25 protein-coding genes are annotated in these 25,156 nt (G+C 70.2%); 12 read left to right on the top strand and 13 right to left on the bottom strand.

Annotated features, from left to right (window positions below; all coding sequences use genetic code 11):
- Window positions 1-34: 34 nt before the first annotated feature.
- The 8 genes from ABZ463_RS16205 to ABZ463_RS16170 all read right to left on the bottom strand — a co-directional run bounded on the left by ABZ463_RS16205 (window position 35) and on the right by ABZ463_RS16170 (window position 6,712).
- Window positions 35-355, bottom strand: a complete 321-nt coding sequence (locus tag ABZ463_RS16205) for a Dabb family protein (RefSeq protein WP_352013830.1) — start codon at window positions 353-355, stop codon at window positions 35-37.
- Window positions 352-1,023, bottom strand: a complete 672-nt coding sequence (locus ABZ463_RS16200; protein WP_352013829.1) for a hypothetical protein — start codon at window positions 1,021-1,023, stop codon at window positions 352-354. Before ABZ463_RS16200 ends, ABZ463_RS16205 begins: the two co-directional genes overlap by 4 nt.
- 54 nt (window positions 1,024-1,077) lie before the next feature.
- Window positions 1,078-1,851, bottom strand: coding sequence for a thioesterase domain-containing protein (locus tag ABZ463_RS16195; protein WP_352013828.1), 774 nt, complete (start codon window positions 1,849-1,851; stop codon window positions 1,078-1,080).
- Window positions 1,848-3,044, bottom strand: a complete 1,197-nt coding sequence (locus ABZ463_RS16190; RefSeq protein WP_362776669.1) for an acyl-CoA dehydrogenase — start codon at window positions 3,042-3,044, stop codon at window positions 1,848-1,850. Before ABZ463_RS16190 ends, ABZ463_RS16195 begins: the two co-directional genes overlap by 4 nt.
- Complete coding sequence (locus ABZ463_RS16185) at window positions 3,037-3,720, bottom strand: acyl-CoA dehydrogenase family protein (protein ID WP_362776667.1); 684 nt, start codon at window positions 3,718-3,720, stop codon at window positions 3,037-3,039. Before ABZ463_RS16185 ends, ABZ463_RS16190 begins: the two co-directional genes overlap by 8 nt.
- Window positions 3,717-5,309 carry an amino acid adenylation domain-containing protein gene (locus ABZ463_RS16180; protein ID WP_362776664.1) on the bottom strand — a complete coding sequence of 531 codons (1,593 nt, stop codon included), beginning with the start codon at window positions 5,307-5,309 and terminating at the stop codon, window positions 3,717-3,719. Before ABZ463_RS16180 ends, ABZ463_RS16185 begins: the two co-directional genes overlap by 4 nt.
- Window positions 5,306-5,587, bottom strand: a complete 282-nt coding sequence (locus ABZ463_RS16175; RefSeq protein WP_362776661.1) for an acyl carrier protein — start codon at window positions 5,585-5,587, stop codon at window positions 5,306-5,308. The genes ABZ463_RS16180 and ABZ463_RS16175 overlap by 4 nt, the downstream gene beginning before the upstream one ends.
- A gap of 69 nt (window positions 5,588-5,656) precedes the next feature.
- A complete protein-coding gene (locus tag ABZ463_RS16170; RefSeq protein WP_362776659.1) occupies window positions 5,657-6,712 on the bottom strand; it encodes an iron-containing redox enzyme family protein in 1,056 nt (351 codons plus the stop codon).
- A 326-nt stretch (window positions 6,713-7,038) separates the two neighbouring features.
- On the opposite strand from ABZ463_RS16170, the gene leuC reads away from it, so the two are divergent.
- The 6 genes from leuC to ABZ463_RS16140 all read left to right on the top strand — a co-directional run bounded on the left by leuC (window position 7,039) and on the right by ABZ463_RS16140 (window position 12,074).
- Window positions 7,039-8,442 carry a 3-isopropylmalate dehydratase large subunit gene (gene leuC, locus ABZ463_RS16165; RefSeq protein ID WP_352013822.1) on the top strand — a complete coding sequence of 468 codons (1,404 nt, stop codon included), beginning with the start codon at window positions 7,039-7,041 and terminating at the stop codon, window positions 8,440-8,442.
- A 4-nt stretch (window positions 8,443-8,446) separates the two neighbouring features.
- Window positions 8,447-9,049 (top strand): 3-isopropylmalate dehydratase small subunit, encoded by a 603-nt coding sequence (leuD, locus tag ABZ463_RS16160; protein ID WP_352013821.1) that lies wholly within the window; start codon window positions 8,447-8,449, stop codon window positions 9,047-9,049.
- A 107-nt stretch (window positions 9,050-9,156) separates the two neighbouring features.
- Window positions 9,157-9,390 carry a 4-oxalocrotonate tautomerase family protein gene (locus ABZ463_RS16155; RefSeq protein WP_352013820.1) on the top strand — a complete coding sequence of 78 codons (234 nt, stop codon included), beginning with the start codon at window positions 9,157-9,159 and terminating at the stop codon, window positions 9,388-9,390.
- Window positions 9,391-9,695: 305 nt separating this feature from the next.
- Window positions 9,696-10,691 carry a class I SAM-dependent methyltransferase gene (locus tag ABZ463_RS16150; RefSeq protein ID WP_352013819.1) on the top strand — a complete coding sequence of 332 codons (996 nt, stop codon included), beginning with the start codon at window positions 9,696-9,698 and terminating at the stop codon, window positions 10,689-10,691.
- Window positions 10,692-10,794: 103 nt separating this feature from the next.
- Window positions 10,795-11,088: a YciI family protein gene (locus ABZ463_RS16145; RefSeq protein ID WP_352013818.1), complete on the top strand. Its 294-nt coding sequence runs from the start codon at window positions 10,795-10,797 to the stop codon at window positions 11,086-11,088.
- A gap of 74 nt (window positions 11,089-11,162) precedes the next feature.
- On the top strand, window positions 11,163-12,074 hold the full coding sequence (locus tag ABZ463_RS16140) for a hypothetical protein (RefSeq protein WP_362776655.1): 912 nt from the start codon (window positions 11,163-11,165) through the stop codon (window positions 12,072-12,074).
- Window positions 12,075-12,117: 43 nt separating this feature from the next.
- On the opposite strand, the gene ABZ463_RS16135 is transcribed toward ABZ463_RS16140, so the two are convergent.
- Window positions 12,118-13,329: a pyridoxal phosphate-dependent aminotransferase gene (locus ABZ463_RS16135; RefSeq protein WP_352013816.1), complete on the bottom strand. Its 1,212-nt coding sequence runs from the start codon at window positions 13,327-13,329 to the stop codon at window positions 12,118-12,120.
- A 101-nt stretch (window positions 13,330-13,430) separates the two neighbouring features.
- Window positions 13,431-16,127 (bottom strand): M4 family metallopeptidase, encoded by a 2,697-nt coding sequence (locus ABZ463_RS16130; RefSeq protein ID WP_362776652.1) that lies wholly within the window; start codon window positions 16,125-16,127, stop codon window positions 13,431-13,433.
- 283 nt (window positions 16,128-16,410) lie between these two features.
- Here ABZ463_RS16130 and ABZ463_RS16125 point away from each other — a divergent pair, with 283 nt between their 5' ends.
- Window positions 16,411-17,550 carry a hypothetical protein gene (locus ABZ463_RS16125; protein ID WP_362776650.1) on the top strand — a complete coding sequence of 380 codons (1,140 nt, stop codon included), beginning with the start codon at window positions 16,411-16,413 and terminating at the stop codon, window positions 17,548-17,550.
- Here ABZ463_RS16125 and ABZ463_RS16120 read toward each other — a convergent pair.
- Both ABZ463_RS16120 and mca read right to left on the bottom strand, forming a co-directional pair.
- On the bottom strand, window positions 17,545-17,736 hold the full coding sequence (locus ABZ463_RS16120) for a hypothetical protein (protein ID WP_352013813.1): 192 nt from the start codon (window positions 17,734-17,736) through the stop codon (window positions 17,545-17,547). The genes ABZ463_RS16125 and ABZ463_RS16120 overlap by 6 nt on opposite strands.
- Window positions 17,737-17,803: 67 nt before the next feature.
- Window positions 17,804-18,688, bottom strand: coding sequence for a mycothiol conjugate amidase Mca (gene mca, locus ABZ463_RS16115; protein ID WP_352013812.1), 885 nt, complete (start codon window positions 18,686-18,688; stop codon window positions 17,804-17,806).
- A gap of 221 nt (window positions 18,689-18,909) precedes the next feature.
- Between mca and ABZ463_RS16110 the strand changes: the two genes are divergently transcribed.
- The 3 genes from ABZ463_RS16110 (at window position 18,910) to ABZ463_RS16100 (ending at window position 21,415) form a co-directional block, all read left to right on the top strand.
- Window positions 18,910-19,338, top strand: coding sequence for a DUF4307 domain-containing protein (locus ABZ463_RS16110; protein WP_352013811.1), 429 nt, complete (start codon window positions 18,910-18,912; stop codon window positions 19,336-19,338).
- A 106-nt stretch (window positions 19,339-19,444) separates the two neighbouring features.
- Window positions 19,445-19,945: a transcription elongation factor GreA gene (greA, locus tag ABZ463_RS16105; protein ID WP_352013810.1), complete on the top strand. Its 501-nt coding sequence runs from the start codon at window positions 19,445-19,447 to the stop codon at window positions 19,943-19,945.
- A 222-nt stretch (window positions 19,946-20,167) separates the two neighbouring features.
- Window positions 20,168-21,415 carry a C40 family peptidase gene (locus ABZ463_RS16100; protein WP_352013809.1) on the top strand — a complete coding sequence of 416 codons (1,248 nt, stop codon included), beginning with the start codon at window positions 20,168-20,170 and terminating at the stop codon, window positions 21,413-21,415.
- A gap of 188 nt (window positions 21,416-21,603) precedes the next feature.
- On the opposite strand, the gene ABZ463_RS16095 is transcribed toward ABZ463_RS16100, so the two are convergent.
- A complete protein-coding gene (locus ABZ463_RS16095; RefSeq protein WP_352013808.1) occupies window positions 21,604-22,203 on the bottom strand; it encodes a TetR family transcriptional regulator in 600 nt (199 codons plus the stop codon).
- 122 nt (window positions 22,204-22,325) lie between these two features.
- Between ABZ463_RS16095 and ABZ463_RS16090 the strand changes: the two genes are divergently transcribed.
- Together ABZ463_RS16090 and ABZ463_RS16085 are read left to right on the top strand one after the other, a co-directional pair.
- Window positions 22,326-22,853 (top strand): hypothetical protein, encoded by a 528-nt coding sequence (locus ABZ463_RS16090; RefSeq protein WP_352013807.1) that lies wholly within the window; start codon window positions 22,326-22,328, stop codon window positions 22,851-22,853.
- Window positions 22,854-23,143: 290 nt separating this feature from the next.
- Complete coding sequence (locus ABZ463_RS16085) at window positions 23,144-24,943, top strand: phosphoenolpyruvate carboxykinase (GTP) (RefSeq protein WP_352013806.1); 1,800 nt, start codon at window positions 23,144-23,146, stop codon at window positions 24,941-24,943.
- Window positions 24,944-25,156 lie beyond the last annotated feature (213 nt).

The following is a 25,156-nucleotide window of genomic DNA, read 5'->3' as shown; positions in this document are numbered from 1 at the left end:
GTTCCCTCCTGACTACTCGCCAGATGAGTCGCGATCAATATGAGAGATGCTTTGTATCGGATTGTGAGATGATCGTCGGTGTCCGGTATTCGAAGACGAGCAGTTCGGCGTCTCGCAGCAGCGTGGTCCGCAGCGGGGCGTGGGCCGGGTGGTCGCTCCAGGCCGCGATGTCCTCCGCGTCACCGAAGCTCAGCGCGAACATCCGGTCGTAGCCGAGGCAACGACCACCGATGTCCGCGGCCACCTCGATGTCCCGCAGGCAGGGGACGGTGCCCCTGAGCCCCGCCAGGCGGGCGAGTTCGTCGTCGATCCGAGCCGGCCGATCGGTCCTGACCAGCACCACGCGCTTGATCACTCCGGCCTCCGGCTCTCCACCGGCACGCTGGAGCTGCCGAGGCTGAGCCGTACCTCCATGGCGGTAGCCCTGCCGTTCTCGTCCTCGAAGACGGGTGGCGCCCAGGCGCCGACGCTCAGCGCCACGTCGTCGCCGAAGCTCTCCAGATGGCAGATCATGTTCAGCGGCCAGCCCCCGTTGCGGAACAGGTACTCGTCCATCGCGGTGGGGCGGTGGCTGAGCAGCTGGCCGTTGGCGTGCTCGGGCCAGAAGCGGTGCATGTCCGCGTGCATGTGGACGGAGCCGAGCACGTCCAGCCCCTGCGCCTCCGCCTCGCGGATGATCTTCAACAGCTCGGCCGGATCACACCAGTAGCCGCGCCTGCCGTTGGTATAGGAGGAGCCGAAACACGGCACGATGACTTCGGCGAACTCCTCCAGCACCGCCTCGTCGCTCTCCCGGACGTTGCCCGCCCAGCGCAACGCCTGCACCCGAAGGGCGCCCTGGTCCATCTGGCCCAGCAGCAGGGCCCAGCAGCGGGGAAGGTAGGGCTCGCCGCGGCGGGAGCCGTCACAGGCCCGCCGGTACTGGGAGAGCGCGTCGTCCAGCAGCGGGTCGAGGACCCCGGGGGCGATCAGCACCAGCGGTGCGGGGGCGGTGTCGGGGAGGACGTCGGACCGCAGGACCATGAAGGTTTCCTTTCCCTGGTCGAACGTGCGGGTGGACGCACGGTTCAGGACGGTTCAGGACGGTTCGGCAGGAGGAAAGCGCCGGATGAGGTCGGCGGAGACCACGGGCAGCAGATCGGTCAGGCCGTGCCGGTAGAAGTGACCGCCGGGCAGCACGTGCGCGGCGAATCCGCCGGTGGCGACGGACCGCCACTCCAGAGCCAGGGACGGCTGGAACTCCGTCTCCCGCGCCCCGACGAACGCCACCACGGGGCAGCCGACCGCGACAGCGGCGGCGGGCCGCCAGGACGCGGCGGCCCGTACGTCGGCCCGCATCAGAGGGGTCAGCAGCCTGCGGGCCGTGTCGTTCCCGGCCACCTCGGCCGACAGGCCGCCCAGGCCCAGCATGTGGCGCCACAGGCCGTCGTCGTCGAGGTGGACCAGGGGCTCGGCGGTGGAGTGGAGCCATGGTGGAGCGGCCGCGCTCAGATAGAGCACGCTCGGCGACCGGCCCCGGCGGTGTGCCCTGGCCGCCCAGGCCACGGCGGCCAGGGCGCCCATGCTGTGCCCCAGCAGAGCCCAGGGACTCCCGGCCGGGGGCGTGAGCTCCTCGTCGAGCGCGCCCGCGAGCTCCGCCAGATCGGTGAAGGGCGGGGTGGCCATCCTGCGCCCACGGCCCGGAGGTTCGACCGGGCACGGGGTGACCCCCGGTCCGAGCGCGTCCGGCCAGTCGCGGTAGAGCGTGGTCGAGCCACCGGCGGCGGGCAGCAGGAACAGCGGCGGCGATCCTTCGACCGGGGTACGGCAGGGCAGCGCGGCCGATCGGCGCGCGGGAACGGCTTCGGTCACCGCAGCTCCCGGGCGATCACCATGAGCAGGGCCTCGTCGCTGCCGCCGGCCAGGGCGAGGCCGGTGGCGTCGCGCAACGCGCGTTCCGCCAGCCCCGGATCGGCAGGGTCGAGTCCGGCGAAGCGCGGCCGGGTCGAGGCGAGTTCCGCCTCGCGCCGGAGCGCGGCCTCGGCCGTACGCCGCAGCACGTCGGCCGATCGGAGCTTGCAGCCCGCCGCGGTCCGGGGCGGGCAGCCGCCGGCTCCGAGCAGTTCGAGCGCCCGCCGGCAGGACGCCCGCTCCTGGGCGATGTCGACGAACAGCTCGGCGGCGGCCCGGTCGGCGTACCCGGAGCGTGGCCCACCGGCGGAGCGGAGCAGGGCGAGCAGCCCCTCGGCCATCGCCGTCATCCGCAGCGCCACCATGACGCGCTCGTGGACCCAGTGCCTCATCAGGGTGAGCAGGCCCGTACCGGGCGAGCCGAGCAACGCCTCAGGCGCCAGCCGGACGCCGGTCAGCCGGATCCGCCCGGTGACGCCCCGGTGCCCCAGGGTCCGCAGCGGGTGGACCTCGACCCCCGGCGCGTCCACGGGGACCCGCACCAGGGAGTGACGCCCGAGCGCCGAGTCGGCGAAGGCGGTGTCCCGGGCCAGCACCAGCAGTTCGTCCGCGAAGGGGGCGTTGCTGGAGAGCCACTTCTCCCCCTCGACGACGACCCCCTCGTCACCGCGGCGCACCGAGGTGGTCATGGCGTCGAAGTCCAGGCCGCCGCCGGGCTCGGTCACCGCGAGCGCGGCGAGAGACCGCCCCGCCAGGGCCTGGCGGGCGGCGTGGGCGGTGGCCGGGAAGGCGGCCAGCAGTTTGGCGGCCACCTCGACCTGGGTGAGGACCACCGCCCCTGCGGGCAGCAGACCCAGCTCCTCGTGCAACGCCGCCGCGAACTGCCAGGACGGGGCCGGGTCCGGCTCCGGCGGCACCCGCCGAACCGGGGCGGGGGCAGGGGCGGCCGGGGCGAGCAGCCCGGCGCGGCCCAGCAGGACCACCGCCTCCCGCCCGGGCGGAACGCGGCCGGGGACGTCCCAGACCGCGGGCGCGAACACCTCGGGGTGACGGTCGACCAGCGCCCGGACGCTCCGGCGGAACGCGGCCGGGGTGGCGAACCCCGGTCCTGGCCGCCCGTGGTGCGGGGCCGTCGCGGTCGGAGGCTCAGTCATCGGCCCCTCGCAGGTGCCGGGCGACGGCGTCCAGCAGCTGTTCGTCGGAGATTCCGTCGGCGGGCCGGTGACCGGCGAGCAGGAGCCGCTGAGCCGGGTGACCGGCGACATACCCACTGGCGCCGTGCAGGTGCAGGCAGACCCTCGCGGTACGGCGCAGCAGCTTGCGGGCCTGGAGGCGGGCGGCCTCGACCACGCCGTCCCCCCGCGCGCCGGCCGCCGTGTCGGCCGTGGCCGCGTGCACCAGATGCCGCGCGCCTTCGGCGTAGGCCATCAGCTCCGCGAGCCGGAACCGTACGACCTGGTGGTCGATCAGGCGCTGCCCGAAGGAGTGGCGGGTGCCGAGCCAGCCGCCGGTCGTGGCCACCAGGCGGGCTGAGGCGGCGACCTGCAGCGCGGCCACCGGCAGGCCTGCGCCCGCCCCCGGCCTGTCGTGGCGGGCCAGCACCTCGGCGGCCGGGTCGAAGTCCAGCGCCGCGGCGAGACTCTCGGCGAGGACGACCCGGTCGGGGAGTCCGGGGAAGCACAGGCCCGCCGCGTCGAGCGCGGCGACGACCGGCTCGGCACGGTCGGAGGCGCACTCGCGCAGGCACTCGGTGACGCGGGCGCGCAGTCCGGCGGGCGCCAGGTCGTCGACGGGCGAGCCGGCCGGGGCCGCGGCGCGCGGCGCGTTCACGCGTCCCCCCGAGGGGAGGCCGCGGTCAGGCGCCGCACGATGCCGCGGACGTCGGGTTTCCCGCTGGAGAGCAACGGAACCGCGTCCAGCAGCCGGAAGTCGGCGGGCACCATGTAGCCGGGCAACCGCTCCGACAGGTGCGTCCGCAGCGCGCGTGCCCGGTCGGCGTCCAGGGCGGGCAACGGGCTCTCGTCGCCGCAGGGGACGCTCGCCGGGGCGCCGGGCGGGGTGACCGCGCAGGCGAGGATCTCCCGGCCGCGCCCGTCCCGGGAGGCGGTGACGAACGCGCGCCCCACCGTCCGGTGGGCCTCCAGCGTCTGGCGCACCTCCTGCGTGTTGACCCGGTAGCCGCGGACCTTGACCTCGTCGTCCCGCCGGCCGTGGAAGTGGAGTACGGCGTCGGCGTCACGGTGCGCCTGGTCGCCGGTGCGGTAGAAGCGGGTGCCGTCGAGGTCGAGGAAGGCCCGCCGTTCCTCCTCGGGACGCTCCAGGTAACCACTCATGAGCTGTGCGCCTGCGACCAGGAGCTCGCCGGGCCCCTCCTCGTCGATGTGCCCGTCGTCGCGCAGGAAGCGCACGGTGACCCCGTCCAGCGGACGGCCGATGGGGTAGGGCGCGGTGCGGTCCGGTTCCCGTTCGTCGATGGGATGGGCGACGACCAGGCAGGTGGCCTCGGTCGGGCCGTATCCGTTGATCACGACGAGTTGGGGGGCGGCGGCCAGCCAGCGCTGCACGGTGTGCGGCTGGAGCACCTCCGCTCCGGTCATCACCCGGCGCAGGTGCGACAGGTCGCGTCCGGCGAAGCCGCGGGCGTGGTCGGCGAGCAGGGTCAGGGTCGAGCCGACCGCGGCGAAATAGGTGATCCGCTCCTGCTCGATCAGCCGGTTCAGCAGCGGCGGCATCGGGACGGCGGGCGCCAGGTGCACCGTCGCGCCCCGTGTCAGCGGGTAGAGCAGATCGACGACCGAAACGTCGAAGTGCAGCGCCGAGGTGTTCAGGCAGCGGTCGTCCGGCCCGACACGGAGCAGCGGATGGACCGCCGCGAAGAAGGCGTCCACCGCCCGGTGCGGGATCTGCACCCCCTTGGGGCGGCCGGTGCTTCCCGAGGTGTACATGCAGTAGGCGACGCTCTCCGGGGAGATCTCCTCCGGCAGCGGGGCCGTCGCTGGTTCGGCGGCGGCCTCGCCGACGCCGAGCGGGAGGGTCCCGGTCCGTTCGGCCAGGTCGCGTGCGAGGTCGGTGTCGGTGGCGGAGACCAGGACGAGCGGGCAGCGCGCGTCGGCGACCAGGTCGGCGAGCCGGGCCGCGGGTGCCCGGGGATCGAGCGGTACGTAAGCCGCGCCGGCCCGTTGTACGGCGAGCAGCGCGACCACCGCGTCCACCGTCTTGTGGCCGACCACGGCGATCCGCTGGGTGGGGCCCACCCCCCGGCGCACCAGCGCCGCGGCGGTCCGCTGGACGCGCTCGTGCAGCTCCCCGTAGTCGACGCCGCGATCGTCGGCGACCAGGGCGGTGCGCCGGGGGGTGTCCTCGGCCAGGGCGGAGAGCGCGCCGAGAAGCGACGGGAGCCGGCCGTGGCGCGGGTTCATCGCGTCCTCCGGTCGCGGACCAGGGCGGTCAGGGTGTCGAGGGAGGCCAGAGCGGGAAGGTCGTCGGCCTCGGCGCCGACCTCTATCCCGTACTCGGTGTCCAGGCGTACCGCCAGCTCGACGAAGTCGAGCGAGTCGTACTCAAGTGCCGAGGCGTAGTCGTCGGTTTCGCCGAGGGCCGTGGGGTCGCTGTTCTTGATCCGGCAGACCAGCAGCCGCAGCTCTTCACGCAGGACGTGTTCGGTGTGCGGTGGCCGGCCGCGCTGGGGGACGGGCATGGCGGACTCCAGGGGGTGCGGGTGTGTGGGGCCGGAGGACGGGCCTCCGGCCATGGGACACATCACTGCTCAGGAGCGGGAGCGCGCCTCTGCCAGCCGCTCGTCCAGGTAGCGCGCGGAGGAGTTGAGTCTCAAGAGCGCGCCGCGGGCGATGCCGCGCCGCATGGCCGGCGACTCCGCCGCCGGAATGATCACGTTGTGGAACCACCCTGCGGCGTGCAGGGAGTCGACCGTGATGTGCAGCCGGTGGTAGACGATGCCGACGTCCGGCAGCCCCAGCCGCTCCCAGGCGTGGACCACCTGGACGAAGCGGTCAGGGGCGAACCACTCGGTCATCCCGAGGAAGCCGACGGCCTCCGGGTACAGGCGCCGGTAGCGGCAGAGCATCACGGCGAGGTTGCCGGACAGCAGGGCCTCGGCCGTCAGCGCGTCCTCCAGTTCGTCCGCGCCGATGTCGAACACCTGGAAGATCTGGTTGAACAGATGGGTGTGGACCTGGTCGGCGTCACCGTTGCCCATCTCGTCCCAGTAGTTGCGGGCGATCTCAAGCTTGGCGTCGTCCGTGGTTCCGACCTGCATCATGGCCAGCAGGTCGTCGAAACGGCCGTCGACCACCGACTCCTGGATGACGTAGGTACGCAGGTCCTCGCGCCCGGCGCGGTCGCGGATGAACTCGGCGTAGTACGGATGCTTGTAGGCGGGGTGCCGGCGGGCGAGGTTCTTGAGCCAGGACAGGTAGTCCTTCGGGTCGGCGGGCGCCTCGTCCAGCAGGACGGTGTCGACCCCGTGGTCCTCGCGGGCCAGAGTGGCCTCCTCCAGCAGTCGGACCACCTCGTGGAGTACCACGGAACCTTCGGCGGTGACCGCCTGGGGGAGTCGCAGCACCAGGCCGTAGAGCCTGGAGAGCAGTAACTGTTGTTGATGGAAAGCCGCTGAGTCGCCGCCGCCCGCCAATTCGTTCATCGTGCGCACGGCCTCGATCACGATCCTGCGCTGGTCGGCGTTGACGGTGAGATCGAGTTCGGTGGCGGGAATGTGCAGCCAGGAGCTGATGATTTCGACGAGTGCACGGGGGCTGAGAGCGTCCGCGCATCGGGGAAGGGCTAACTCCACAGAAACGGACATAGCGACAATCTCCTTCTGTGAACGGCCACTCGGCCATCTCCCGGGCAGGGTTGCGCCGTTGGCGAAGCTACTTTTGGAGACTGAGTATGTCTACGATTCCGGCTAAAAATCTCAGAATTCGAGACTCATATCCGGAGGGGTTTAATCCATAGGGAGATTCCAGATATTCCGAAGGGGGTTTAGTCCGTAAAGAGATTGGGTCACAGTTGTCCTGTGCCGTTTTGGGATTTGGCTCCGGACGTGGCTTGTGATCGACTAGAGTCCGGTCCGTTGCGAGACGTGTCGTCTCACATTTCAAGATAATGCACGGAAACTCGGAGGGCCGTATGGGACGGACAATCGCCGAGAAGGTCTGGGACGAGCACGTCATCCGACGTGTCGAGGGCGAGCCCGACCTTCTCTACATCGATCTGCACATGCTTCACGAGGTCACCAGCCCGCAGGCGTTCGAAGCCCTCCGGCTTGCCGGGCGCTCGGTACGGCGCACCGACCTGACCATCGCGACGGAGGACCACAACGTCCCGACCGACGTGATCGACCGCATCAGCGACCCGGTTTCCCGCAACCAGATCGAGACGCTGCGCCGCAACTGCGACGAGTTCGGTGTGCGGCGGCACTCGCTGGGCGACGCCGAGCAGGGCATCGTCTTCGTCATGGGCCCTCAGCTGGGCCTGATCCAGCCCGGCATGACGGTGGTCTGCGGAGACTCGCACACCTCGACCCTGGGCGCCTTCGGTGCCCTGGCGTTCGGCATCGGCACCTCGCAGGTCGAACACGTGCTGGCCACCCAGACCCTGCCGATGGCGCCGTTCCGGACGATGGCCGTCACCGTCGAGGGCGAGCTGCCGGAAGGGGTCACCGCCAAGGACCTGATCCTGGCCGTGATCGCCGAAATCGGCACCGGCGGCGGCCAGGGCCATGTGATCGAGTACCGCGGCGAGGCGATCCGCGGGTTGTCGATGGAGGGCCGGCTGACCATCTGCAACATGTCCATCGAGGCGGGCGCCAGGGCCGGGATGATCGCCCCGGACGAGACCACCTTCGCCTACCTGAAGGGCCGTCCGCACGCGCCGCAGGGCGAGGACTGGGACGCGGCGGTGGCCTACTGGAAGACGCTGTACACCGACCAGGACGCGGTCTTCGACAAGGAGGTGGTGATCGACGCCGCCGCGTTGACGCCCTTCGTCACCTGGGGGACCAACCCCGGACAGGGCGCTCCTCTGGGCTCGCTGATCCCGGCTCCGGAGTCCTTCACCGACCCGGTCGAGCGCTCCGCCGCCGAACGGGCGCTGTCCTACATGGGGCTTGAGGCCGGCACGCCGCTGCGCGAGGTCCGGGTCGACACGGTGTTCCTCGGCTCGTGCACCAACGGCCGGATCGAGGACCTGCGCGCCGCCGCCGACGTGCTGCGGGGCCGCCGGGTCGCCGAGGGGGTCCGGATGCTGGTGGTCCCCGGCTCCGCCAAGGTCCGGCTGCAGGCGGAGACGGAGGGCCTGCACCAGGTCTTCACCGAGGCCGGCGCCGACTGGCGGTTCGCCGGCTGCTCGATGTGCCTGGGGATGAACCCGGACCAGCTGGCGCCCGGCGAGCGCAGCGCGTCCACCTCGAACCGCAACTTCGAGGGCCGGCAGGGCAAGGGCGGACGCACCCACCTGGTCTCGCCCGTCGTCGCCGCCGCGACCGCGGTCACCGGCCGCCTCTCCTCCCCCGCCGACCTGCTGGAGGCCTGACACCATGGAGAAGTTCACCGTCCACACCGGCCGGGCCGTCCCGCTGCGCCGCAGCAACGTCGACACCGACCAGATCATCCCCGCCCACTTCCTCAAGCGGGTGACCCGCGACGGCTTCGAGGACGCGCTCTTCGCGGCCTGGCGCGCCGACCCGGAGTTCGTGCTGAACCGGCCCGAACGGCAGGGCGCGACCGTGCTGGTCGCGGGACCCGAGTTCGGTACCGGCTCCTCGCGCGAGCACGCGGTCTGGGCCCTGCAGAACTACGGCTTCAAGGCCGTGATCTCCTCCCGGTTCGCCGACATCTTCCGCGGCAACTCGCTCAAGAACGGCCTGCTCACCGTGGTGCTGCCGCAGGAGGTCGTGGAACGGCTGCAGTCCCTGACCGAGGCCGACCCGGCGGCCGAGATCACCGTGGACCTGGAGTCCGGTGAGGTACGCGCCGACGGTGTGACCGCCCCGTTCGAGATGGACGAGAACGCCCGCTGGCGGTTGCTCAACGGTCTGGACGACATCACTCTGACACTGGGCCACGAGGACGAGATCGCCGCGTTCGAGGCGAACCGCCCGTCCTACAAGCCGCGGACCCTGCCCCGTCCGGCGGCCTGACCGAGGCTCGCCGTCCCAGACGCGCTGCACCTGATTCATTGATCACGGCGCCGGTCCGAGGCCGCCAACGGCCGGCGCCGACGGCTTCCCGACCCGGAGGTAGCGTTATGCCGATCGTCACCATTCAGGTTATCAACGAGAACCTCACCGCCGAGAAGAAGAAGCAACTCATCGACGGCGTCACCGACTTGGTGCACGACGTGCTGCGCAAGGATCCGGAGCGGATCTACGTCATTGTTCAGGAAGTGCCGCTGGACAACTGGGGCGCCGGAGGATTCACTGTTTCTGAGCGCCGCGCCCAGGGCTTCGACGGTTTGTGCACCTGCCCGAAGCACGAGTGATCATCGCATTCCGTCCCAGAATAAGAGAAAATCGATCCCGGCCTCTGGTTCGTCACCGGCGCGTGCGGCATAATCATCGCGTCGGCTGATCCGACTCCCACGGCGAGCCTGGAGGATTTACCCGTCGGCCCGTTTTCGACAGCCCCGCCGATAGTTTCCGGATTTCTTTTTCCGGCCCTGGGCGAACGTTTTGTCCCATGGTCGGGGCGGCTTTCCGGCGGGCGCTGAACGTCCTCGTATCCTGTCGTCCAATTTCCTGCGCCGCTGCCCGTGGGGCCGCGGAGAGGAAACATGAAAGGACTGTTATGGCCACGAACGACTTCGCTATCCGGGGCATCCCCCGTCGGCACTCCTTCGAGCTGCTTGAGGGTTACATCATGTGTTCGGTCATCGCCTCGCTCGACGACCTGGGCGTGCTGGACATCCTTGAGGAGAAGGGGCTGCGCGTCGAGGACGTGGGCGGCAACCTCCAGCTGGCCCGGGACACCGTCTTCTACCTGGTCGACCGCGGGGTCGTGGCACCCGACGGCGACGTCTACCGGCTCACCGGGTACGGCCGGGAACTGTTGCGCGACCGTGGCTACATCTTCTGGATCGCGGGAGGCTTCGGCGAGCCGTTCTGGCGCTTCGGCGAACTGGTCTCCGGCAAGAGCAAGTACGGCAAGGACATCTCGCGCGACGGCCGGATCGTCGCGGTCTCCTCGGCCGACCTCGGTCTGGAGGACCTCAAGCCGTATGTGCACTCCCTGCTGTCCGAGATCGAGTTCACCCGGGTCGCCGACTTCGGCTGCGGGAACGCCCGCAACCTCATCGGGATCTGCGGGCTGAAGGACGCCGACGGCCTGGGCGTGGACATCAGCGCCGACGCGATCGCGGAGGCCCGCCGTGAAGTGGCCAAGGACGGCCTGACGGAGCGCATCACGGTGGTCGAGGCGGACGCCTCCAACGCCGCCGCGATCCCCGGCCTGGAGACCGTGGACCTCGTGGTCGGTTTCTTCTTCATGCACGAGGTGCTGGAGCAGGGCCTCGACTACTTCGTCTCATATCTGCGTGGCCTGGCCGAGCGGCTCCCGGCCGGGGCGCACGTGCTCGCGGCCGAGGTGCTTCCCCCGCAGCGGGACCGCGCCTGCCCGGAGACCTTCACCCCGGAGTTCACCCTCATCCACGCGCTGATGGGGCAGGGCCTGCTCAGCGAGGAGGGCTGGAGCGACGCCTTCCGCCAGGGCGGGTTCGAGATCCGCAAGACGGTCCGTCCCAACATCCCCGGTGGCCTGCTGCTGCTGGCCCAGAAGACCGACTGACCCGGACGGACCGGAGGGGGGCGCGCCGTCGTCGTCCGGCGGTGCGTCCCCTCACCCCGTCCGTCGTCGCCCATCACCGACAATGAGCTCTGGGAGCGGCCGCATGTTCCTGGTACTGCTGTCCTATCTGGTCCCGGAGGAGCGAATTCTCCCGCTGCGCGATGAGCACTACGTCTTCATCGACCAGCACTTCAGGAGCGGGACGTTCCTTCTGGGCGGCCGCAAGGTGCCGGCCACCGGAGGGTTCATCCTCGCCCAGGGGGTGTCCCGTGAGGAGCTCGACCGCATTCTGGGGGAGGACCCCTACCTGCGGGCGGGTCTGGTGGCGCACGAGGTCACGGAACTGCTGCCGACCCGGGCCCGGCCCGACCTGGCGGCGGTGATCGGCGTTCCCTGACAGGCCACCGGGCACATCGGAGCACGGCCCGGGCTCCTGCTCCACGACCTTTCCCACCCGCCTCGGAGGCTTCCGTGAACGATCTCACCCGGGCCATGCGCGCCGTCCTGGAGCCCTACCATCTGGTGGCCGTCCTCGCCCCGCAGGCCGGCGAAGCCTTCCGGCGGCTCGGGCTGACCGGCCGCTGGACGCCGTACTTCGCGCTGCGCACCGCTCCGCTGGGGGAGGTCTCCCCGGCCGCTGTCCACGCGTTGTTCCACCACTTCAGCCCGCGCATGGTGGAGCGCGAAGTCCGCGCGGTCCGGGCGGAGACGAACCCCGAAGCGGTGCTCGCGGCGCGACTGGCCGCCGCGGACGCCGGTCTCCGCGCGATCCTCGGGGAGGAGTCCGTCGCCGCACCCGAGCTGGCCGAGGCGGCCGGGCTCGCCGGGCTCGCCGCGAACGCCTGCCGGGATGCCCCGGGCCGCCCGCTGGGCAGCGCCAACGCCGCGCTGCCCCTGCCGTCGCGACCTCACCTGGCGCTCTGGCAGGCCGCGACCACTCTGCGTGAACACCGGGGTGACGGCCACTTCGCCACGCTGTTGCACTCCGGCGTCGAAGGGCCGGAGGCCCTGGTGCTGGTCGTCGCCGCGGGCGCGGACCGGCGCGAGCGTCTGCAGGGGATCCGGGAGTGGACGGACGAGGAGTGGGAGGCGGCCGAGCGGCGCCTGATCACCCGCGGGCTGCTGGAGCCCGACACGCGCGCTCTCACCACCGCGGGCCAGGCCCTCCGCCGGGCGGTCGAGGAACGGACCGACGAACTCGCCGAACGCCCCTGGGCCACCCTCGGCGCTGACGCCACCCACCGGCTCCACGACCTGCTGGCCCCCGTCGCCGACCGGATCATCGCCCACCTCGGCCTGCCCGCCCGGCCAGGGGCCGCGCACACGCGGGAGGCGCCGGTGGACGGTTCGCCGCGCCACCGTGAGGGGGCCGGGCGGTCGTGACCGCCTTCCCGTCAGGGCACGACGGAGAAGCGGTCACGGGACGTCACTGCCGGTAGGTGGACAGGAAGCCCCCCAGGCGGCCGATGGCCTCTTCGAGGTCGTCGGCGTGCTGGAGGGTGACCAGGCGGAAGTGGTCGGGGCGGGCCCAGTTGAAGCCGGTGCCCTGCACGATGAGGAGCTTCTCCCGTTCGAGCAGGTCGAGGGCGAAGCGGACGTCGTCGGTGATCGGGTGGACCTCGGGGTCGAGCCTGGGGAAGACGTACAGCGCGCCCAGGGGCTTGACGCAGCTCACCCCGGGGATGTCGTTGAGCAGCTTCCAGGCGCGGTCGCGCTGCTCGCACAGGCGTCCGCCGGGCCGTACGAGGTCCTCGATGCTCTGGTGGCCGCCGAGGGCGGCCTGGATGGCGTGCTGGCCGGGCACGTTGGGGCACAGGCGCATGTTGGCCAGGATGTCGAGGCCCTCGATGTAGGACGACGCCCGCTCCCTGGGACCGGAGAGCACCATCCAGCCCGAGCGGTAGCCGCACACCCGGTAGGTCTTCGACAGGCCGGAGAAGGTCAAGCAGAACAGGTCGGGGGCCAGCGCCGCGATCGAGGTGTGGACGGCGCCGTCGTAGAGGATCCGGTCGTAGATCTCGTCGGCGAGGACGACGAGACCGTGCCTGCGGGCCAGGTCGGCCAGGCCTTCGAGCAGCCGGGGCGGGTACACGGCGCCCGTCGGGTTGTTCGGGTTGATGATCACCAGGGCCTTGGTCCTGTCGGTGATCTTCGAGGCGATGTCGTCGAGGTCCGGCAGCCAGTCGGCTCCCTCGTCACAGACGTAGTGGACGGGGGTTCCGCCGCTGAGCGAGACCGCGGCGGTCCACAGGGGGTAGTCGGGGGAGGGGACCAGCACCTCGTCGCCGTTGTTGAGCAGCGCCTGCATCGCCATCACGATCAGTTCGGAGACGCCGTTGCCGAGGTAGACGTCCTCCACGCCGAGGTCGGGGAAGCCGTGCCCCTCGTAGTGCTGCACGACGGCCCTGCGGGCGCTGAGGATGCCCTTGGAGTCACCGTAGCCGTGGGAGACGGGCAGGTTGCGGATGATGTCCTGCAGGATCTCCTCGGGAGCCTCGAAGCCGAACGGAGCAGGGTTGCCGATGTGCAGCTTGAGAATGTGGTGACCCTGGGACTCCAGCTCTGCCGCGCGCTTCGGTACGGGACCGCGAATGTCGTAGCAGACGTTGGCCAGCTTGTCGGACTGCCGTACGTACATCATCACACTTTAACGGCGGATCCATCCGATACTGCCCGTTGATCCCGCTCGCGGAGCCGTCCAGCGGGCGCCCCCACGCCCGCTGGACGACCTCGGTACGGTTACGCCGCCCGGCAGGCACCCCTCGGGCGGGCCCGGGTGGCCAGGTCCACGTGGGCCGCGGTGCCGTCGATCCAGATCACCCTGCCGCCCTCGCCCGAGGCGAACTGGGCCTGCTCACCCCGGTTGCAGGTGACCCGTACGGCCTTGCCGCCCCTGGCCGGGATCTGGGTGATCTTGGGCAGGGTGTCGTTGCTGATCACCGTCAGGTCGGGGTAGACGCTGTAGGTGACGGCCGTGTCCGTGGCGTCCATGTCCAGCAGCCTGGGCGAGGTGGCGTCGTCCGGAGTGAGCGCCACCGGGGAACCGCCGTCGGCGTCGGCGCGCATGATGCCCTGAAGACCGTCCTGCTGGGCGTCCTGGAGCCAGAACAGGGAGGTGCCGGTCAGCACCGGGCCGCTCACGAGCCCGATCACGTTCGGCGGGCTCGGCGGGGCCGGCAGGTCGGTCTCCTGGCCCGTCGCGAGGTCACGGGTGGTGATGACCATACGGCGGGGGCCGCCCTCCCACAGGTACAGCTTGATGTAGGCGATCCGGCCGCCGCTGATCGTCGGCACCCTGCTGTAGATCCCGGGCTGCGGCGTCATGTTGACCGGGGCCGCGTCGCCCTTCTTGACCCACAGGTCGTAGCCGCCCGTGGCCGAGTCCCAGACCGAGTAGGCGATCGTGTCACCGTCGACCGCCATGTTGGGCACGTCGCCGTCGCCCTCGTGGATCAGCCGCTGCGGCTGGGAGCGGTCGAGCGGCCTGCTCCACAGCTGCATCTTCCAGCCGTCCTCCCGCTGGACGTAGGTCGTCCACACCGAGCTCCTGCCGTCCGTCACGGCGTCGTAGCTCGACATCTCGTTCGGCTCGGAGAGCTGGACGGCCTTGCCGCCGCGCACCCGTCCGGTGTAGACGGCCGCGGGGGCGGTCTGGTCGGCGGAGGAGTTGGTGACCACGTAACGGTCACCGGCCGCGTCCGGCTGGGCGTAGGGGTCGGTGACGCCGCGCAGCAGGACGTCGTGGTCGGTGGCGATGCGACGCTCCCAGCCGTTCCTGATGCCGTGGGCGTCGAAGGCCCGCGCGATCGTCAGCAGGTCCCGCGCCCCGAGCCGGGACCGTACGGCCGCCGCCAGCACCGCGCGCCTGCCGTCGCTGAAGTCGTCGAGCGGGGTCATGTACTCGGACAGGGCCTTGAGCACGACCTTGTCGGCCCTGGCGCCGAGCTTCTCGCGGATGTCCCACAGCGCGCCGCTGAAGATCGTCGAGTTGAGGTGGACGCCCGCGCTGTCGATGCGGCCGGTGGAGCCCACGTAGTCGTCGGCGGCCACCCGCCCGTCGTTGAGGTCACGCAGGGCGCACTGACGCGGTGTCCCGGTACGGCAGAGCGTCTCGCCGAGCAGCCCCGCGTCGGGGTCGGCCGGGTCGATCCCCTCGGCGTCACTCTGGATGGCGTTGCCGAAGTAGTCGGCGATGCCCTCGTTCATCGCGCCGGACTGGCCGAAGTAGACCAGGTTGGCGGTGTGCTCGACCACGCCGTGGGTCATCTCGTGGCCGACCACGTCCAGGGCCGAGGCCAGCGAGTAGTACTGGTCACCGCCCCCGCCGTAGACCATCTTGGTGCCGTCCCAGAAGGCGTTGATGTACGGCCTGCCGGAGGAGGTGACGTTGACGACCGAGAGCATCGAGCCGCCCTTGCCGTCGAGCCCGTCACGTCCGAGCCGCCGGTAGTACTCGTAGACCTGGTTCGCGCCCCAGTGGGCGTCCACCGCGCCGATCTCCGTGGTGGCGCCGGTGAAGGTGGGGGTGTCGGAGGCGACGATCGGGGTGTCCGCGGGCAGCGAGCCCTGGAACCGCGAGACGTCGCGCTTCTGCGCGTCGTAGGTGACGACCTCGCCGGCGGTGCCGTTCCACCGGGTGCGGTCGCGCAGCTCGTACCTGCCGTCGGCCCGCTGGTAGGCGTTGATCGGCACCGTGGCGCCGCGCACCGTCGTGCCCGTGGTGGCGAGGGGTCCCTCGGCGGAGCTCTCGACGGCGGTGCGGATCCGGTCGGAGGCGAACAGCGGGGCGCCGTTCCCGGCGTTGACGTAGACGTCGGTGAGCAGCGGCAGCTGCCTGCGCGCGTCGGTCCCGGTGACGGTCACCCGCCAGGCCAGCAGGCCCTTGCCGGTCGGGACGACGACGAGGCCGCCGGAGACCGCGGTGAGGGCCTCCTTCTCGCCGCCGGTCCGTGCCGCGGTCCGGGAAAGCGCGACGTCGAGCGCGAGTCTTTCCGGGAATTTCGGCGTGGTCGAAACACTCAATTCGGTGAGGAAACGGCCGCCCGCTCCGGTGACCCGGTGGGCGTTGCCCTCCTTCGTCATCTGCACGAGGTAGTTGGCGCCGAAAACGCGGATGCCCTGGTAGCGCTGCTCGAACCGGACGGTCTCGTCCTGGCCGTCGCGGACCACGTCGAGGGGGACCAGGTCGGTGTTCACGTTCGTGATCCCGTACCGGCCCTGGCGGAGGTGGTGCCGGGCGACGGTGACGGGGTCGCCGCTGACCGGAGCCTCGTTCAGGCCGCTGACCAGGGCGGGGGTCTCGGTGCCGGTGCGGGGCTCCACCTGGGCGGGCGGGTCGGCCGCGTGGGCGGGGGTGCTTGTCACGAGGGCCGCGGTGAGGGAGAGGATCACGGCGACGGGCGTCGCCGTGGCGACGCTTCTGGGGGGTCGTAGCACGAGTTCTCCTGACGTCTCGAAGATCGCCGAGACTGCTCAAAAGGCGATAATCATGATCTAGCAGGAGATTGGCGAAAAATCATGACTATTAGTCATGTCTGTTGTCTGATAGATTTAAAGCGACAAATGAGGAATGGGTGCTTTCTAGATGGCTTTCCCGGCGCCGGGGAAAACGGCCGGAGGGATGGGGTGAGGTGTCCCGGCGATCCCTCTTTGGACGCGGGGAGGAAGTTTACGGGCTGGGAGGTGTGTTCGAGCGGCTTCGCGCGTAGGCTCACTGGGCGTGGATCTCGACTTCGTCTGTGTGCACGCGGGACGGCCCGCCCTTGAGCTGACCCGTCGTGACGTGGCCCGCGCGCTGCTCGCCGTACCCTCGGGGGTCGCCCTGGTGGCGGTTCCCGACCTGCGCAGGGCGCTGGCGGCGCTGGGCAATCCGCTGTCCCCCCACTTCTGGGACTCGGCCAAGACGACGCTTGGCGCGATCGAGTCCGGCAACGCGACGGTCGGTGACGTGCAGCGGTGGCTGGAGTCGACCGGCACGGAACCCCTCCTGCTCACCCGCAGCTTCTTCGTCTGGCCCGAGGAGGACGAACGAGGCCCGGTCGCCAGGGAGATGTTCCAGCGGATGGTGTCCTTCCTTGAGGAGCGGGTCGCCTCGGGGGAGATCGACCCGGACGCGCTCGCGCTACGGGACGAACGGGCCAGGGAGGCCTACGAGGACCTGCAGGAACGCTGGCTCAACGGCCCGCTGCCCGACGGGCGGGTGCCGGGGATCGCGGTGAGCGACGAGCAGGACGAGGAGCTGTTCGCGGCCTGGGACGAGGAGGAGGCGTTCGCGCTCGGCGAGCTGCGGCGCATCCTGGCCGAACTGCCGCCCCCGGAGCGCCCCGCCGCGGACCTGCGCGCCGCCTGCGTACGGCTGCGCGAGGTGCTGGCCGACCCCGGCTACCCGGGAAACGTGCTGCGGGCCTGCGCGGGCTACGAGGGGGAGCCGCTTCCCGCCGACGACGAGGAACTGTGGCTGAGCGTCACCGCGGGCATCGCGGGACCGGTCTCCGACCTGCCGGAGGACGACGACGTTTCCGAGGAGTTCGCCGACCTGGACGGTGAGCTGAGCCACGAGGACGCGGTGCTGGCCGCGCTGTGCGCCATCCACCACGCCGACTGGCTGGCCGTGGTCGCGACGCTGGCCAGGCGGGGGCCCGGCGTGCTGGCCTCACCGGAGCGGATCGCCAGGTTCATCGCCGAGTCCGAGGACATCGACGTCCAGATGGACGACCCGGAGGACCTGGAGGCGGCGGAGACCCTCTTCAGCTCGGTCACGCCGCTGTGGGCCTGCCTGGGCATCGTCGACAAGAGCGAGGTGCTCACCCCGCTGGGGCGCTGGGGCCTGCCGAAGGCCCTTGAGCGCGCCTGGTCATGAGATCGGCGTGGCGCCGTCCCTGTCGCGCTGCCGCAGCTCGGCCTCGGACGGCACCTCGATCTTGGAGATCTGCCGCCGCATCGACTTGACGAGCAGGTAGAGGGCGAGCCCGAGCGCGGCGACCATCAGGAAGCCCAGCAGGCCGGGGCTGACCAGGGAGTTGAGAGAGTTCGGATCTGTAGGCACCCTTCAAGTCTGCCATCCCGACCCCGTGGTCCCGCCTCCGGCGGGGCCGAAGGGGCCGGTGATTTCCCTAGTGGCAGGCGGGGGAGACCTCGTCGGCGTGGATGCCGGCGAACAGGTCGTCCTCGGGGAGCGTGGTGTCGATCAGGGAGCGGGCCAGGTGGTAGTCCTCGGTCGGCCAGATCTCCGCCTGGAGCTCGCGCGGGCAGACGAACCAGAAGCCGTCCGGGTCGACCTGCGTCGCGTGCGCCAGGAGCGCCAGGTCACGGACCTCGAAGTAGTCGCCGCAGGGCACCCGGGTGGTCACCGGCCACTTCTCCGGCCGGTCCTCCCACCGGGAGATCCAGTCGGCGTACGGCGAGCCCATGCCGCGGGCGTTCATCGCCTCGTGGAGCGCCTCGAAGCGGGCCTTGGTGAAGCCCATCTGGTAGTAGAGCTTGAGCGGCTGCCAGGGCTCGCCCGCCTCCGGGTAGCGGTCGGGGTCGCCCGCCGCCTCGAAGGCCTCGACCGAGACGCGGTTGGTCATGATGTGGTCGGGGTGCGGGTAGCCGCCGTCGTCGTCGTAGGTGAGGATGACGTGCGGCCTGAACGAGCGCACCGCGGCGACCAGCGGCGCGGCGGCGACCTCAAGCGGCTGCACGGCGAAGCACCCCTCGGGCAACGGCTCGCTCTCGTCCTCGGGAAGGCCCGAGTCGACGAACCCCATGAAGCGCTGCTCGACGCCGAGGATCTCCCGCGCGCGTTCCATCTCCAGACGCCTGACCTCCCCGATGTTCTCCAGGATGTCGGGACGGTCCATCTTGGGATTGAGGATCGAGCCGCGTTCCCCTCCGGTGAGGGTACAGACGAGCACGTCCACGCCCTCGGCGACATAGCGTGCCATGGTCGCGGCACCCTTGCTCGACTCGTCGTCGGGATGCGCGTGAACTGCCATCAGCCTCAGCGGTGCACTCACGGGCTCGGTGTCTCCTCTTCGTTGGGCGCGCTGGGGTCCGCGCGGGCCGCACGGACGCGCTCATCGCCGTGACGTGCTCGGCCCCGCCTGCCGCACCGCTCCCCGGGTTGGGCTGGGTCACTCTAAAGAGAGGTTAGTTTCTCTTGGGCGGTCGCGAGGGCAAGGCCCCCGCGAGAGACAATTGTCTTGGATAACACCGAGGTAGCGCAGGGAGATTCCGCATGGCCACCAGCGAGGCCGGGACGGGCCGTCAGACCGGCCCCGTGCTCGGCACCCCGGACGACTTCCCCGACCGTCCGGAGCGCAGGGGGCGCTTCGTCGTGCACGTCGTGATCGCGATCCTCTGCGCGGTGTGCGCCGGGGGCTGGGGATACGTGATGTGGGCGTCCAAGGGCAACACCGAGGTCATCGACCAGGTCATCGCGTTCGACACCAGCCGCGGCGATTCTCTGCAGATCACCTTCGAAGTGGTCAAGCCGTCCAGCCGCGCCGCCGTGTGCAGGCTCAGGGCCATGGATGTGGATCACGTCGAAGTGGGCAGCCGCGAGGTCAATATTCCCGCTGGTGAGGGGTATGTCCGCCTTACCGAGAGGCTAGAGACCAGTAGCCAGGCTACTTCCGGCGACGTTCACTACTGCTATCTCGTATAGTGAGACATTTGGGGAAGCGCTCGGCCGGTTAACTTGTTAGCCTGTCGAAATTCGAACGAGCGCTACCCCTTAGTACCAAGCCCCACAGAGGAAGCAAGGAGAACCCGTGGCCGACTCCCGAAACGAGAGCGTCACCTGGCTAACTCAGGAGGCGTACGACCGCCTGAAGGCGGAGTTTGAGTACCTCTCGGGGCCCGGGCGTGTCGACATCGCGAAGAAGATCGAGGCCGCCAGGGAAGAGGGCGACCTGAAGGAGAACGGCGGCTACCACGCCGCCAAGGACGAGCAGGGCAAGATGGAGGCCCGCATCTTCCACCTCCGCCAGATCATCGACAACGCCAAGGTCGGTGAGGCCCCCCGTGCCGAGGGCGTGGTCGGGCCCGGCATGACCGTCACCGTACGGTTCGAGGGAGAGGACGAGGAGGTCGCCTTCCTGCTCGCCTCCCGCGAGGAGAGCGGTGCCCCGATCGACGTCTACTCGCCCAAGTCGCCGCTGGGGGCGGCGATCAACGGCAAGAAGATCGGCGAGAAGGCCACCTACACCATGCCGAACGGCAGGTCCAACACGGTTGAGATCATCGAGGCCGTGCCGTACATCGGCAACTGATCCGCATCGGACACGCTGATCCGCCGGGACCGGGTCCCGGCGGATAGCCATGTCCAGACCCGTGTCCGTACCCATGTTGGGGGCCCTTCGGGCCGGCCGAAACCCCGACGCCACTGCACAGCGTGTCGTGTTTGGAGCGTTTTGGTGAGTTCCTGCGCATTGTGGCGCGGCGTACGGCACTCTACGTAGGGGTGGATCAGGACGGGTGGAAGGGAAGATGTCGTGCCCGACAGGCGGACGCGTGTCTCCCGGTTGATCGACGAGGCCAGACAGGACCTCGCCTACAGCCCCCGCATCCGCACGCCGCGCCCTGCCGTTCCCATCGTGGCGACGGTCGCGGTGGTCATGCTGACCGCGGCCGTGGTGATCGTCCTGAGGCTGCCCGACGACTCCTCGACGACGGCCCTGCGCAGGCCCGTCGCCAGACAGACGCTCCAGGGAGCTCTCCAGGAGGTCCCGCAGAACACGGCGACCCCCACCCCGGCCCAGACCCCGCCACCGCCGGTCGCCCCGCTGACCACGATCCGCAAGCCGCACCTGTTCGTCGTGACGAACAAACCGCTCAGCTCGGCGGTCGTGGCGAGGGTGACCCGGCTCTCCGGGGTACGGGCGGTGGAACGCGCCGACGCCGCCGAGGTCGTCCTCGACGGGAAACGGGTGCAGACGCTGGGGGTCAACCCCTCGACGTTCCGTGCCTTCACCCCCAAGCCGACCGCCCGCTCCGACCGGCTCTGGCGCAACGTCTCGGCGGGAGAACTGGTCGTCTCCTTCGTCCTGGGCAACGACGGCGGCATGACCCTGGGCAAGACCGTCTCCACCTCCAGGACGAGCCTGCGCGTCGGCGCCTACGCGACCATGGGCATGGGCGCCATCGACGCCGTCGTCTCCCAGCAGACCGCGCGCTCCCTCGGTTTCCCCCAGGACAACGCGCTGGTGGTGAGCGCGCCGGGCGCCGACTCGGCCGAGCTGCGCAACAGGCTGTTGCGCGTCCTGCCCAAGGGCAGCCAGGTCGCCACGATCAACCCGGTGTTCACCGCCCCCAGGCGCACCGTCTGGCCCGTGGGCGCCTTCCCGACGGCCCCCCAGATCAGGACCGTCCTCACCGCCGCGATCAGCAAACTCGGCCGCCCCTACGTGTGGGGAGCGGAGGGCCCCGACACCTTCGACTGCTCAGGCCTGGTCCAGTGGGCCTACCGCCAGGCGGGCATCCAGGTCCCCCGGGTGACCCACCAGCAGTTCGTCTCCGGGCCGCGGATCGAACTGTCCCAGGCCCAGCCGGGTGACCTGCTGTTCTGGCGGAACGACCCGACCAACCCCGGCTACGTCTCCCACGTGGCGATCTACTGGGGCGACGGCAAGATGCTGCACGCGCCGAGGACCGGTGACGTGGTGAAGCTCGTCCCGATCTACACCAGAAACTTCGCCGGCGCCGTCCGCATCAGCCCCCAGATAGCCGCCCAGGTGAGATGACTGTGCCTATTTGCGCCGCCTGCGGCGTCGCGGGCTTGGGCGCGTCGGGTCGGTGCCTTCCCTCGCCGCTCATCCGCTTCGCTCCTTCGCTCCTCAGTCCAAGCACCGACGCGCCCAAGCCGAAACTCCTCACACACGGCACCGGTAAGGCACAAGCCACACCCCTCACGGATGGCACCGGAGGAGTCCTAGACCTTTAGGCCTCCTTCCAGGAGGGACAGGGCCTCGTCGACGGTGTCTGCTAGGCGGGTGACGCCGCCGGACTCGGCCCAGCCGAACAGGGCGGGCAGGATCGCGCCGACCACCGCGCCCGCGGCCGTACGGCTCAGCGGATCGCCGCTGTGGCGGCCCAGACGTCCGGCGAGGGCCTCGGCCAGGGTGTCGATCGTGCAGATCATGCTGTCCACGGCCCTGGCCCGCAGCGCGACGTGGCGTAGCTGGAGCCTGGTCATGGCGAGGATCTGCGCCTCCTCCTCGGGGGCGAGCCGGGTGAAGGCGGTGTGCACCGCCGCGCGCAGCGCCGGGACCGGTGCCAGCTCAGGGGGCTGGGCGGCCAGCTCCGTCATCACCAGGGGGGTGTGGTCGTCCTGGACGACGACGTCCTCCTTCGTGGGGAAGTAGCGGAAGAAGGTGCTCGCCGAGATCTCCGCGGCCTCCGCGATCTGTTCGACGGTCGTCTCGTCGTAGCCCTGCTCGGCGAACAGGCGCAGTGCCTGCTCCTGGATGGTTCGCCGGGTTCTGGCCTTCTTGCGTTCGCGTAGTCCCTCGGGGCGCTGAGGTGAGCTCATGGGCCGATTGTCGCGTCTAGGCGACAGGTGTGAACACTGCAACGAGTGCCACAGGAGGCCCACCCGTCCCTGTCCGGGGCCGGCGATGGTCCCCTTGGATGAAGCGATGTAATCTCGATTACATGGATAGTGACGAAGCGGTCGAGAAGCTGCGTGGCTGGTTCTCCGGGCGGTTGCCCGAGGGGTGGTTCGAGGGGCGTCCCGAGATCGTGCTCGACCGTGAGGAGATCACGGTCGTCGGCAGGCTCGCCGCGCCCGCGCCCGCCGAGGGCGTCTCCGAGATCGAGCGGGCCGCCGCCGTCGAGGGCGGCATCCAGCGCTTCCGTGAGGAGACCAGGGAGCGGCGCGTCGAGATCGCCAGGGAGGCCGAGCACCGCTTCCGCAGGAAGGTCTCGTGGGGCATCGCGGTGGGTGACGAGACGGTGATGTTCACCACACTCTCGGTCCCGGTCATGACACGTCTGCGCCAGCCCGAGCGGCGCGTCCTGGACACTCTTGTGGCGGCTGGGGTCGCACGCAGCCGCAGTGACGCGCTCGCCTGGTGTGTGCGTCTGGTGGGCGCCCACACCGACACCTGGCTGGCCGATCTGCGCGACGCGCTTCAGCACGTCGACCGGGTGCGCGCCTCCGGCCCGGACATCGGTTCCTGAGGCGGGCCAGGGAAAACGGGCCGAAATTGGTCTGAACCTGTGCGGTGATTGGTTTAGACCTCTGTTAATGGCCTATACCACTGGCGGAACACGCTCCTTTAACGTCGCTTCTTTTGGGTAGGTCACCCGGAACATCATGACTCCTGCCTGCCCTTATGCCGGTCGCCGGGGCCGGTTCGGAGTCGTTGCGGCGACGGACAGCCGTTATTCACTGGTCTATGCCAATTGGATTAACGGCGGTTTGGTCGTCAATGATGACCTGGCCCTGAGGAGCGTAAGGAGCCGTAGCAGTGTCCGTTATCGAGGACGTAACCGCCCCCAGTCCTACCACCCACGAAGAGTTGGCCGCGTGGGTCAACGAGATCGCCGAGCTGACCCAGCCCGACCGGATCGAATGGTGCGACGGCTCGGAGGTCGAATGGACCCGGCTGACGAACCTGCTGGTCGAGCAGGGGACGCTCACCCGCCTGTCCAAGCGGCAGAACAGCTTCTACGCCGCCTCCGACCCCACGGACGTCGCCCGTGTCGAGGACCGGACCTACATCTGCTCCGAGCGCGAACAGGACGCGGGCCCGACCAACAACTGGATCGCCCCCGACGAGATGCGCCGGACCTTCGCCGGGCTCTTCAAGGGCTGCATGCGCGGGCGCACGATGTACGTCGTGCCGTTCTGCATGGGGCCGCTGGGCGGTGAGATCTCCCAGCTCGGCGTCGAGATCACCGACTCGCCGTACGTGGTGGTCTCCATGCGGATCATGACGCGGATGGGGGAGCGGGCGCTGCGGCTCATCGAGGAGCGCGGCGGTTACGTCAAGGCCGTCCACTCGGTCGGCGCGCCGCTCGCGCCCGGCCAGGCCGACGTGCCGTGGCCGTGCAACTCCACCAAGTACATCAGCCACTTCCCCGAGACCCGCGAGATCTGGTCGTACGGCTCCGGCTACGGCGGCAACGCCCTGCTGGGCAAGAAGTGCTACGCCCTGCGCATCGCCAGCACGATGGCACGCGACGAGGGCTGGCTCGCCGAGCACATGCTCATCCTCAAGCTCACGCCCCCCTCAGGGCAGACCCGCTACATCGCCGCGGCCTTCCCCAGCGCCTGCGGCAAGACCAACCTGGCCATGCTCCAGCCGACCATCCCGGGCTGGAAGGTCGAGACGGTCGGCGACGACATCGCCTGGATGCGCTTCGGCGACGACGGCCGCCTGTACGCCATCAACCCCGAGGCCGGGTTCTTCGGCGTCGCCCCCGGCACCGGCGAGTCGACCAACGCCAACGCGATCAGGACGCTCTGGGGCAACAGCATCTTCACCAACGTCGCCCTGACCGACGACGGCGACGTGTGGTGGGAGGGGCTCACCGACGAGCCTCCCGCGCACCTGACCGACTGGCGGGGCCGCGACTGGACGCCGGAGAGCGACGAGCCCGCCGCCCACCCCAACGCCCGCTTCACCGTGCCCGCCGGGCAGTGCCCGACCATCGCCCCCGAGTGGCAGGACCCCAGGGGCGTGCCGATCTCGGCCATCCTCTTCGGCGGGCGCAGGGCCAGCGCCGTACCGCTGGTGACCGAGTCGCTGAGCTGGAACCACGGCGTGTTCATCGGCGCCAACATCGCCTCGGAGAAGACCGCCGCCGCCGAGGGCAAGGTCGGCGAGCTGCGCCGCGACCCGTTCGCGATGCTGCCCTTCTGCGGCTACAACATGGGCGACTACTTCGCCCACTGGATCGGCCTGGGCAGGCGTGAGGGCGTCAGCCTCCCGCGGGTCTACTACGTGAACTGGTTCCGCAAGAGCGAGGACGGCCGGTTCATCTGGCCCGGCTTCGGGGAGAACAGCCGCGTCCTGAAGTGGATCGTGGACCGCCTCAACGGTGAGGCGGAGGCCGTACGGACGCCCATCGGCCTGCTGCCCGCCGAGCTGGACACCGAGGGCCTCGACATCCCCGCCGAGGACCTGCGCACCCTGCTCACCGTGGACGAGGAGGTCTGGCGCCAGGAGGCGGCCCTGGTCCCGGCCTTCTTCGAGACCTTCGGCGACCACCTGCCCAGGGAACTGTGGGACGAGTACCGGGCGCTGGTCGAGCGTCTGGGCTGATCCACGCGTCCCTTTCGCCGGGGACATCCGACACGCCGGTTCCGGTACGGGGACCGGCGTGTCGTGTCGTACGGGTGCCGTACGGGGGTAGGGGAAGACCAAGGCGACAAAGATGACGACAAAAAGGCGGTCAGGCGCAACCTCGGGGACGTTCCCCACGTCTACCTGACAGAACAGTCACGCGCGCACGCCTTGCCTTTCCCCCGGAGGCGG

This window comes from Streptosporangium sp. NPDC020145 (assembly GCF_040631275.1).
Taxonomy (GTDB): Bacteria; Actinomycetota; Actinomycetes; order Streptosporangiales; family Streptosporangiaceae; genus Streptosporangium.
The sequence above is the reverse complement of the archived record's forward strand: the minus strand, read 5'-3'. Positions and strand labels throughout refer to the sequence as shown.